Annotated in this window: 10 protein-coding genes; 3 read left to right on the plus strand and 7 right to left on the minus strand. The window is 70.7% G+C overall.

Annotated elements, in window-relative coordinates; all coding sequences use genetic code 11:
• From VI238_RS06150 to VI238_RS06180, 7 genes are all read right to left on the minus strand, one after another.
• On the minus strand, positions 1-890 hold an 890-nt coding region (locus VI238_RS06150; RefSeq protein ID WP_331649535.1), incomplete at its 3' end, for a hypothetical protein.
• Positions 891-1,136: 246 nt separating this feature from the next.
• Positions 1,137-1,286: a hypothetical protein gene (locus VI238_RS06155; RefSeq protein ID WP_331649537.1), complete on the minus strand. Its 150-nt coding sequence runs from the start codon at positions 1,284-1,286 to the stop codon at positions 1,137-1,139.
• Between the two features lie 314 nt (positions 1,287-1,600).
• Positions 1,601-2,446, minus strand: coding sequence for a helix-turn-helix transcriptional regulator (locus VI238_RS06160; protein ID WP_331649539.1), 846 nt, complete (start codon positions 2,444-2,446; stop codon positions 1,601-1,603).
• Positions 2,447-2,723: 277 nt separating this feature from the next.
• Positions 2,724-4,169: a beta-propeller fold lactonase family protein gene (locus tag VI238_RS06165; RefSeq protein ID WP_331649541.1), complete on the minus strand. Its 1,446-nt coding sequence runs from the start codon at positions 4,167-4,169 to the stop codon at positions 2,724-2,726.
• A complete protein-coding gene (locus VI238_RS06170; protein ID WP_331649543.1) occupies positions 4,166-4,546 on the minus strand; it encodes a DUF305 domain-containing protein in 381 nt (126 codons plus the stop codon). Before VI238_RS06170 ends, VI238_RS06165 begins: the two co-directional genes overlap by 4 nt.
• A 238-nt stretch (positions 4,547-4,784) precedes the next feature.
• Entirely contained in the window at positions 4,785-5,198 is a 414-nt protein-coding gene (locus tag VI238_RS06175) for a DUF302 domain-containing protein (protein ID WP_331649545.1), read from the minus strand.
• Between the two features lie 147 nt (positions 5,199-5,345).
• The gene (locus tag VI238_RS06180) at positions 5,346-6,134 is read right to left on the minus strand and encodes an isocitrate lyase/phosphoenolpyruvate mutase family protein (protein ID WP_331649547.1); all 789 of its coding nucleotides are present in this window, start codon (positions 6,132-6,134) and stop codon (positions 5,346-5,348) included.
• A gap of 389 nt (positions 6,135-6,523) precedes the next feature.
• Between VI238_RS06180 and VI238_RS06185 the strand changes: the two genes are divergently transcribed.
• From VI238_RS06185 to VI238_RS06195, 3 genes are all read left to right on the plus strand, one after another.
• Positions 6,524-6,958 carry a helix-turn-helix transcriptional regulator gene (locus VI238_RS06185; protein ID WP_331649549.1) on the plus strand — a complete coding sequence of 145 codons (435 nt, stop codon included), beginning with the start codon at positions 6,524-6,526 and terminating at the stop codon, positions 6,956-6,958.
• 43 nt (positions 6,959-7,001) lie between these two features.
• Positions 7,002-7,412 carry a VOC family protein gene (locus VI238_RS06190; RefSeq protein WP_331649551.1) on the plus strand — a complete coding sequence of 137 codons (411 nt, stop codon included), beginning with the start codon at positions 7,002-7,004 and terminating at the stop codon, positions 7,410-7,412.
• A gap of 287 nt (positions 7,413-7,699) precedes the next feature.
• Positions 7,700-10,156 (plus strand): excinuclease ABC subunit UvrA, encoded by a 2,457-nt coding sequence (locus tag VI238_RS06195; RefSeq protein WP_331649553.1) that lies wholly within the window; start codon positions 7,700-7,702, stop codon positions 10,154-10,156.
• Positions 10,157-10,505: the final 349 nt, after the last annotated feature.

Raw genomic sequence — 10,505 nt, forward strand, 5'->3', positions numbered from 1 at the left:
AACGTCGACGCGTCGCCTGCGGCGTGGAACGCGCGCCAGCCGGTGCCGTTGAAGGCCGTATCCGGCTGGCCGCCCGCGGTGAAGCGCGCGAGCGAGAAGTCCGTGCCGAGCCCGGGGCCGTACACCTCGTACGCACCGCCCGCGACGAGCGAGCCGTCGCTGCCGATCGCGAGCGTGCCGAGGTAACCCGATTCGTCCGCGTTGACCGCGGCGAGCGCGGCGAAGCCGTCGGTGCCGAAGCGCGTGTCGAGCACGCCGTCGGCGTCGAAGCGCGCGAGGAACGCCTCGTTCAACGTGGTGGGCGCCGAGCGCTCGCCCGCGACGACGATGCCGCCGTTGGCATCGACGACCATCGCGTGGCACTGCGCGCGCGGGATCGAGGCGAGGCCCGTGCCGCCCGCGAAGGTCATGTCGCGTGCGCCGTTCGCGTCGAGGCGGATCACGAAGCACGTCTTCGGGCCGAAGATCTGCGCGCTGCCGGCGGCGAGCAGGGTGCCGTCGTCGAGCCGCGCGAGCGCCTCGATCTGCTGCACCGCGGTGCCCGTCACGAGGTCGTCCATCACGCGGATGCCGGGCAATGCGGGGTTCGTGTTGAAGGTGTCGTCGGGCGTGCCGTCGGCGTGCAGGCGCGCGAGCATCGCGCGCATGTGCGGGTCGGGGTTGCCCTGGATGAGCAGGTTGCGCGAGCCGCCGAACAGCAGCGAGCCGTCCGGCAAGACCAGCGATGCGCCGGACCGCAGTTGGTGGCCTTCGACGCCGTCGAGCGCGAGCCAGGCGAAGCCGGCGTCGCCGAAGGTCGGGTCGGGTAAGCCGCCGGGCGCGGCGCCGGCGCTGCCGCTCGCGGCAGCGAGGGATAAGGCCAGGGAAAACAAGGGGAAACGTAATGACATGCACGCGGTTCCGGGAACGGCCGTCGATCAGGCCATTCGTTCCAAACGGATTCCGGCGCCGAAAGCTATCAGCGCACCCGGATCGGCGTCGGGTGGGTCGGGCGTCGCTGTCGTAGAAGCGCACCCTGTGCGCGACCGCGGCGTCGGGACGGCCGTGGGGCTGCGGTCGCCCACAGGGTGGGCTCCTACGACGCGGTCACGAGGCGCTCCTGTGAGCGGCGACTCCGATGGCCGCGCGGTGTCGGCCTACTCCTTCGTCGACGCCGAGACGTAGACTTCCTTGAGCTTGGTCGCGCACTCCTCGCAACACACTTCGACGGTGCGCCCGCCGAGCTTCACGTTGATCACGGTGTCGTCGAGCGGGCAATCGCAGGCGGCGCAGGTCTTCTGGGTCATGGCGGGCTCCTGTCGGTGAATGTGGACACAGTGTGCGCCGGCCGGAGGCGTGGTGCTGTCGGAATCTTTAGCGACGATGCGCGGCCGCGGCAATGACGCAGAGCGATCGACCCCCTCTCGCGCTTGCGGGAGAGGGTTGGGGTGAGGGCACGCGGAGCGCAGCATCGCACGCGCCGCGCGAATCGCAGCGCTCCGACTCCCCTCACCCGCGCCTGCGGCGCGACCTCTCCGGCAAGCGGGAGAGGTGACCGCGCTGCGCGGCGATCGCGGCGCGGCAGCAGGGCCCTGCGCGAACGTGCGCGCATGCCCGCGGGTCAGCCCCTGCGCTGCCTGCGCGCGATCACCGCGTCGCGGAATTCCGACGGCGATCGCCCGTACGCCTGCTGGAACGCCGCGCTGAAATGGCTGTGGCTCGAGAAGCCGAGCTCGATGCCGAGGCGGGCGAGGTCGTCGATGTCGCCGATGCGGTCGAGCGCGCGCGCGAGGCGCAGGCGCAGCTGGTAGCGGTACAGCGGCAGGCCTTCGACCTGCTGGAACACCTGCGTGAGGTACACCGGCGAGACGCCGATCTCCGCGGCGATCTCGGCGAGCGTCCAGCGCCGCGACAGGTCGCTCGCGAGCACGAGCTTGGTGCGATCGGCGAGGCGCTGGCGCCCCGCGGTGGACCCGGCGACGCGCGCGGTGCGCGGACCGAGCGCGCGCGTGACCAGCGTGAGCGCGAGGCTCTCCGCTTCGAGCGGTTCGGCGATCGCCTCGCGCAACGAGTGGCGCAGCATCGCGACGAGCGCGGAGGCGCGCGCGTCGAGGCGAAGGCGCTGCTCGGCGAACGCGAACGCGTCGCCCTCGCGCAACAGCGACGGCGGCGCGAGTTCGCGCAGCATCGCCTCTTCCACCTGCACGACGAGGCTCGCGTCGCCGCCCTGCACCGGATGGTGCGTGCGGTAGTGCGTGCGCGCGTTCGCGAGCAGCACCTGGCCCGCTTCGGCGACCGCGAGTTCATCGCCGTCGTGACGCACCCACAGGCCGCGGTACGGGAACACGAGGTGCGCATGCGCGTGCCACGTCGCATCGGCTGCGTGTTCGCCGCTGCCGTCGCAGACCGTGTCCGAGACGACGACGGTGTCGGTGCGCAGGAGCGGGTCGATGCGGAAGGCGCTCATCGCTGCATGCTCTCACATCGCTGGGTTGCACCGATGCGAAGGGAGAGCATCGCGGCGTCCGCCGCTCCCGTAGGGCGGTACGCGCACAGCGCGTGCCGCCGCTTTGGCCATGTGCGCGGATCGCGCGCGGGGCGGCGGCGGGACTCGCGCCGCGCGCTCGACCCGCCCTACGCGATGCCCACGAGATCAAAAGCATCGTTCGGCTTCGTAGGCACGCGCAAGGCACGTGCCGCCGCTCCACCTTCGACATACCGCGCTGCGATCAGCGCAACGAGCGTCAGCGATCGGCCTGCTGGATCTGCACGAGCTCTCCCGCATTCGCCGCGTCGCCCGCGACGATCACGAGGTAACGACGCGCCGGGGCCGCATCCGCCTTCACCACCTGGCGGATCGGACCGAGCATGTTGACGATCGCCGCGCCGGCCGGGTTGGTCGTGAAATGCGCGAGCGGCTGCAGGGCGTCGGCGCGTTCGCGCTGCGTGCTCAGCGCGAGCGTGTACGGCTGCTTCGGCTTGAGCCCCGTGACCGCGGCCTGCAGCACCTGGATCAGGCCCTGGTCGAACAGCGCGACCGAGGTCGCCGCGGTCTTTTCGCCCGGCGCGGACAGCGCGAGGTGTACACCCGACGCGATGCTCTTCGGCGGCACGAGGTTCTGCAGGCCGTCGCCGTCGGGCACCGCGTTCGGCACGTAGACGAGCGCCTGCGCCGCCTGGCCTGCGGGAATCGTGGCGACCACGGCCTGGGTCGCGGTATCGATCGCGGCGACCGCGTCCGCATTCTCGAGGCCGACGTACATGCGCGTACCGTCGCCGGACGGCCAGATGCCGTGCGGCAATGCACCGACCGCGATCGTCGCGACCTGCGAGACGTCGTCGGTCCTGAACACCTTGACCTGGTTCAGGCCGCCGACGGTCACGTACGCGAACGAGCCTTTCGGCGTCACCGCGAAATTGACGTGGTTGGTGATCGGCCCCGTGTCGAGCGTGCGGATCGGCGCGAACGGCGGCCGCGCGTCGAACACCTGCACCTTGCCGACATCCTTGAGCGTGAACCACACCTGCTTGCCGTCGGGCGTCGCCGCGAGATCGGGGCAGAACGGACTCTCCTGCTTCACGCGACCGACGATCGCATGCGACTTCACCTCGATGACGACCGTCTCCGGCGTGAACGACGAACACACGTAACCGTACCGGCCGTCGGGCGAAAAGATCTGCATGCCGGGCCCGTTCGGCACCGTGATGCGCCGGCGCTCCTCGAACGTCGCCGGATCGATCACGCTGATGTAGTCCTCGCCGCGCACCGTGACCCACACCTCCGAACCGTCCGGCGTGTAGAACGCCTCGTGCGGCGAGCGGCCGACGTAGGTGGTGTGTTTGACGGCATTGGTCGCGGTGTCGATGAAGGTCACCGAATTGCTGCCGATCGAGACGACCGCGAGCGTCTTCGCGTCGGGCGAGAAGCCCATCCCGTGCACGAGCAGCTGGCCGCGATAGAGCGGGCTCAGGTTGCCGGGCGCGGGATCGCCGAGGCGGATCGCGCCGAGCGTGCGGTTCGTGCTGGGGTCGATGACCGACACCGTGTTGGAGAACTGCTCGGCCGCGTAGACGCGATCGTGCGCACTGACGGCGATGTCCTTCGCCGACGCCGCCAGCGGCGCCTGGCCGGCCCAGGCCGAGCCTGCGAACACCAGGCCGAGGAACGGGGTGACGTGCATGCGGCTCATGGTCGTGCTCCCGGTGGGGCGGCGGCCCCGTTCGTCGTCGGCGCCGGTGCGAGCGCGAGGCGCATCGCGGCGATTTCCTGCTGCTGTTCCACGATGATTTCCTGCGCGATGCGCCGCAGCCGTTCGTTCGCGCCGTATTGCAGTTCCGCTTTCGCCATCGCGATCGCGCCTTCGTGGTGCGGGATCATCATCGCGGCGAAGTCCGCGTCGACGTCGCCGCTCGGATGGATCGCCATGCCGGCCATCATCGCGTCCATCGCCGCCGCGTTCGCGTCGAGGAACGCCTTCTCGTCGCCGCCCGCGCCGACGAAGCGTCCGGCGGCAACGCCGACGGCCAGCGCCGCGGCGACCATCGATGAGCGTCTCCACATCGACATGGGTGTCCTCCTCATTCGGTCCTGCTCATTCGGTGCTCGCGGCGGCCGACGCGGCGGGTGCCGGTGATCGCAGCGATCCCGCCGCGACGCCCGGGCGCGCGCGCCGGTGTGCGCAGGCCGTCGAGACCGGGGTTCGCGACGATGGCTTGCATCGTTCGCGAAACGACCGCGGTACTCCCACCGTTGCCGGGGCCGACGATGCGGCCGGAGGGCGACGCGGATCCGCGCGACCGGTCGCTCACGACGCAGTCCGCGCACGCTCGATGCCGGCCGCCGCTTCGACCAGTGCGACCGCGCCGGCGATGTTCGCCTCGAGTTCCGCCGGTACCCCGTGACGCGCGACGATGTACGACGGCGCATTGATCGCGACCCATGTCACGCCGTCCGCGTCCTCGTAGGCGAGCGCCTTCAACGGCAGGTCGAGGCCGACGCCGGGCGCGGCCTGCAGCAGCGGCGTGCCCGCCTTCGGATGGCCGAAGACGAGCAGTTGCTCGTTGCGCAGCGTCATGCCGGATGCATGCGCATCGCGCGCAAAATCGATACGCGCGAACACCGTGAGGCCCTTCGCCTGCGCGAGATCGGCGAGGCGATCGAGTGTCGCGGCCACGCCGAACGAGGAGCGATACGTCACGACACCGGGAGACGTCGTCATCGCGATCACCACCTGGACGAGCGTGCGAGGACGATACCAGACCGCCCTGTCCGGCGGGCGGCACGCGCCAAGCGGGTGCCGCCGCGTGATCATGGATGCGAACGCGCGGGCGGGGCGGCGGTCCTCGCGCCGCGCGCTCGACGTGCCTTATGCGGACCTCGCCGCATACACCTCGCGCGCCTGCGCCTGCAGCGCCTGCATCGCCTGTGCGTACGGGCCGGGGCCGTGGCTCACGCGCGCGACGCCGCAGCGTGCGAGCACGTCGAGCGGCGGCGTAGCGGACGTCGCCATGATGTTGAGCGGCAGCGGCGAGTCGGTGGCGAGGCGCTCGATGAGCGCGGCATCGGCGAGGCCGGGTGCGAACAGGCCGTCGGCGCCCGCGTCCGCGTAGGCGCGTGCGCGCTCGAGCGCGAGCTCCACCGCGGCGGCATCGTGCGGCGCGCCCTTGCGGAAGAACACGTCGGTGCGCAGGTTGATGAAGAAGCGCGGCAACGCGGCGTCGGCGGCCGCGCGCGCGGCGCGGATGCGCGCGACCTGCACGGCGACGTCGCGCAACGATCCGTCGGCGGGTTCGCTGTCCTCGAGGTTGCAGCCGATCGCACCGGCATCGATCACGCGCGCGATCGTCGCGGCGACCGCGTCGGGCGTCGCGCCGTAGCCGCTTTCGAGGTCGATGCTGACCGGCAGCGCGACCGCTCGCGCGATGCGGCGCGCGTTGTCGATGACGAGGTCGAGCGGCAGCTGCTCGCCGTCACCGACCCCGTGCGCGGCCGCGACCGACCAGCTGCCGGTCGCGATCGCGGGCGCACCGCCCGCGGCGACCGCGGCGGCGCTGCCCGCGTCCCACGCGTTGAGCAGCACGAACGGGCGGCCGCGCACGTGCAGCGCGTGGAACGCGGTGGCCTTGGCGGCGGAATCGGTGGTGGATGTGTTCATGGAGGTTCCTTTCGTGAGCGATGCAGTGTGGCGCATTCGCCGCGCTCTGGGGTGACACGCGCGGGGCGCGTGGCCGCAAGCGAGGCGATGTCGAGGGGTGCAGTGGACCATCGCCGCGCGGGTCGGCGCTGTCAGGTTCTTTAGCGAAGCGCGACGACCTACGCGGTGGGACTCGCGGTGGCACGCCTCGCAGGCACGCGCGTTCACGTGCCGCGGCGTCCCACCCTACGCCCTTTGGCGACGTGCGCGTCGACGTGTGCGGTGGGACGCGCGGGCGTCCGCCTCGCAGGCCCATGCGCGTGCGCGCTGCTGCGCCCATCCTGCGCCGTCGGATCGAACGCGCACGCCTTGCGCTTGAGCGCCCTGCGCGGGCATGGCAGGCTCGCACGATGAGCCACCGCACCGCACACGCGACGCACCTGCGCGACCTCGCGCGCCTGCGCCGCGTGCGCGACCGCATCGATCGCGATTACGCGCAGCCGCTCGACGTCGAGGCGCTCGCGAGCGGCGTGCACATGTCGGCGGGGCACCTCAGCCGGCAGTTCAAGCTCGCCTACGGCGAGTCGCCCTACTCCTATCTCATGACCCGGCGCATCGAGCGCGCGATGGCGCTGCTGCGCGGTGGCGCGAGCGTGACCGACGCGTGCTTCGCGGTCGGCTGCGCCTCGCTCGGCACGTTCAGCACGCGCTTCGCCGAGCTCGTCGGCATGCCGCCGAGCGCGTATCGCGCGCAACAGGCCGAGGCCGCGGCGCCCGGGATTCCCTCGTGCGTCGAGAAGCAGGTGACGCGACCGGTCAGGAATCGAGAAGCGCCGGTTTCGTGAGCCGCCTAGCATCACGGCCTCCACCACCGACGAGTGACCTGCCATGAACATCCAGATCCACGCGAGCTTCCTCCCGCACAACGACCCCGAAGCGTCGCTCGCGTTCTACCGCGACAAGCTCGGTTTCGAGGTGCGCAACGACGTCGGCTACGGCGGCAAGCGCTGGATCACGATCGGGCCGAAGGGCCAGCCCGCGACGTCGATCGTGCTCTACCCGCCCGACGCGAGCCCCGGCATCACCGACGACGAGCGCCGCACGATCGCCGAGATGATGGCGAAAGGCACGTTCGGCATCGTGCTGTTCGCGACCAAGGACCTCGACGGCGATTTCGAGCAGCTGCAAGGCAAGGACATCGAGATCGTGCAGGAACCGACCGACCAGCCGTACGGTGTGCGCGACTGCGCGGTGCGCGATCCGGCCGGCAACATGATCCGCATCCAGCAGCTGGCGTGACGTCGCTGTTCCCCCTCTCCCGCTTGCGGGAGAGGGTTGGGGTGAGGGCAAACGGAGCACTGCGCTTCGCGCGCCCTCACCCGCCGCGCGGCGCGCGTCGGCCTCTCCCGCGAGCGGGAGAGGCGAACGGCGGCGCGAGGCGTGCGTCGTGGATCTTCGCCCGCACGCGATCGCACGCGCGGGACTCGCGGTGGCGCGCCCCGTACGAACGCGCGTTGTCGTGCCGCGGCATCCCACCCTACGATCCCAAGCAATCCCGATCCCCTGGACCCGGACACGACCCCCCGATGAGCAAGCCCGCACGGAAACCCGCACCGACCGCATCGAACGCGGCGACCGCCGCCGATCGCCACGACGTGATCCGCGTGCACGGCGCGCGCGTGAACAACCTCAAGGACGTCAGCGTCGAGATCCCGAAGCGCCGGCTGACCGTGTTCACGGGCGTGTCGGGCTCGGGCAAGAGTTCGCTCGTGTTCGGCACGATCGCGGCCGAGTCGCAACGGCTCATCAACGAAACCTACAGCGCGTTCGTGCAGGGCTTCATGCCGACGCTCGCGCGGCCCGACGTCGACGTGCTCGACGGGCTCACGACCGCGATCGTCGTCGACCAGGAGCGCATGGGCGGCGACCCGCGCTCGACCGTCGGCACCGCGACGGACGCGAACGCGATGCTGCGCATCCTGTTCAGCCGCCTCGCGAAGCCGCACGTCGGGCCGCCGGGCGCGTTCGCGTTCAACGTGCCGTCGGTGCGCGCCGCGGGTGCGATCACGGTCGAGCGCGGCAGCCGCACGAAGACGGTGAAGGAAACCTTCAACCGGCTCGGCGGCATGTGCCCGCGCTGCGAAGGGCGCGGCGCGGTCAGCGACATCGATCTCGCGCAGCTCTACGACGCGCGCAAGTCGCTCGCCGAAGGCGCCCTCACGATCCCCGGCTACAGCATGGACGGCTGGTTCGGTCGCATCTTCCTCGGCTGCGGCTACTTCGATCCGGACAAGCCGATCGCGAAGTACTCGAAGAAGGAACTGCACGACCTGCTCCACAAGGAGCCGACCAAGATCAAGGTCGACGGCATCAACCTCACCTACGAGGGCCTGATCCCGAAGATCCAGAAGTCGATGCTGTCCAAGGACGTCGAATCGATGCAGCCGCACGTGCGCGCGTTCGTCGAGCGCGCGGTCACGTTCCAGACCTGTCCCGACTGCGGCGGCACGCGCCTCGCCGAGCATGCGCGGACGGCGCGCATCGGCAAGCTCAACATCGCGGATGCGTGCGCGATGCAGGTGAGCGACCTCGCGGCGTGGGTGCGCGGGCTGAAGGAACCGTCGGTCGCGCCGTTGCTCGACGCGCTCGCGCGCACGCTCGACTCCTTCGTCGACATCGGCCTCGGTTACCTCGCGCTCGATCGCGCGTCGGGCACGCTGTCGGGTGGCGAGGCGCAGCGCGTGAAGATGATCCGCCACCTCGGCTCGTCGCTGACCGACGTCACCTACGTGTTCGACGAACCGACGATCGGCCTGCACCCGCACGACATCGCGCGCATGAACGCGCTGCTGCTGCAACTGCGCGACAAGGGCAACACAGTGCTCGTGGTCGAGCACAAACCCGAGGTGATCGCGATCGCCGACCACGTCGTCGACCTCGGCCCCGGTGCGGGCTCCGGCGGCGGCCGCGTGTGCTTCGAAGGCGACGTCGACGGCTTGCGCGCGAGCGGCACGGTGACCGGGCGCCACCTCGACGATCGCGCGGCGCTCAAGGCGAGCGTGCGCACGCCGACCGGCAAGCTCGCGGTGCGCGGCGCGAGCACGCACAACCTCAGGAAGATCAACGTCGACATTCCGCTCGGCGTGCTCGTGGCCATCACGGGCGTCGCGGGCTCGGGCAAGAGTTCGCTGATCCACGGCTCGCTGGCCGGCCGCGACGGCGTCGTCATGGTCGACCAAGGCGCGATCGGCGGTTCGCGGCGCAGCAACCCGGCGACGTACACGGGCCTGCTCGATCCGATCCGCAACGCGTTCGCGAAGGCGAACGGCGTCAAGCCCGCGCTGTTCAGCGCGAACTCCGAGGGCGCGTGCCCCGAATGCAACGGCGCGGGCGTCGTCTACACCGACCTCGCGATGATGGCCGGCGTCGCGAGCGTGTGCGAGGCATGCAACGGCAAGCGCTTCCAGGCCGACGTGCTGAAGTACACGCTCGGTGGCAAGGACATCAGCGAAGTGCTCGCGATGCCGGTCAGCGAAGCGCAGGCGTTCTTCGGCACCGGCAAGGCGCACGTGCCCGCGGCGCACGTGCCCGCGGCGCACGCGATCCTCGATCGCCTCGCCGATGTCGGCCTCGGTTACCTCAGCCTCGGCCAGCCACTCACGACGCTCTCGGGCGGCGAGCGCCAACGCCTCAAGCTTGCGACGCACCTCGGCGGAAAAGGCGCCACGATCGTGCTCGACGAACCGACCAGCGGCCTGCACCTCGCCGACGTCGCGCACCTGCTCGCGCTGCTCGACCGCCTCGTCGACGCGGGCAAGTCGGTGATCGTGATCGAGCATCACCAGGCGGTGATGGCGCACGCGGACTGGATCATCGACCTCGGGCCCGGCGCGGGGCACGACGGCGGGCGCGTCGTGTTCGAGGGGACGCCCGCGGAGCTCGTCGCGGCGCGGTCGACGATCACGGGGCAGCATCTGGCGGAGTACGTGAGCGCCCGTGCGGCGCCGGTGAAGGGTTCCGGGTCGCGTTCGCTACGCACGTGACGCTCCGAGCGGCGTTCGCTGTCCCGCTTGCGGGAGAGCGTTGGGTGAGGACGCTTGTGCTTCGGTGATGCGTTGTTCTTGGTTGCCCCTTCAACAGGCATGGCAAAGCTTCTGTCGCGATAACCGACCCGCATCCCTGTGTGTTCGTCCCGCATCCCTGCGCATCGCTTTCCCCTCTCCCGCTTGCGGGAGAGGGCTGGGTGAGGGTGCTCCTGCGGTGCCCGCATTGTTGTTCGAGAGTGGGCGCGGCTTCTTTCGCGTGAACCGACTCGCGTCCGTGCGTGTTCGTCCCGCATCCCTGCGGGCCACTTTCCCCTCTCCCGCTTGCGGGAGAGGGCTGGGTGAGGGT

This window comes from Dokdonella sp., from assembly GCF_036518555.1.
Lineage (GTDB): Bacteria > Pseudomonadota > Gammaproteobacteria > Xanthomonadales > Rhodanobacteraceae > Dokdonella_A.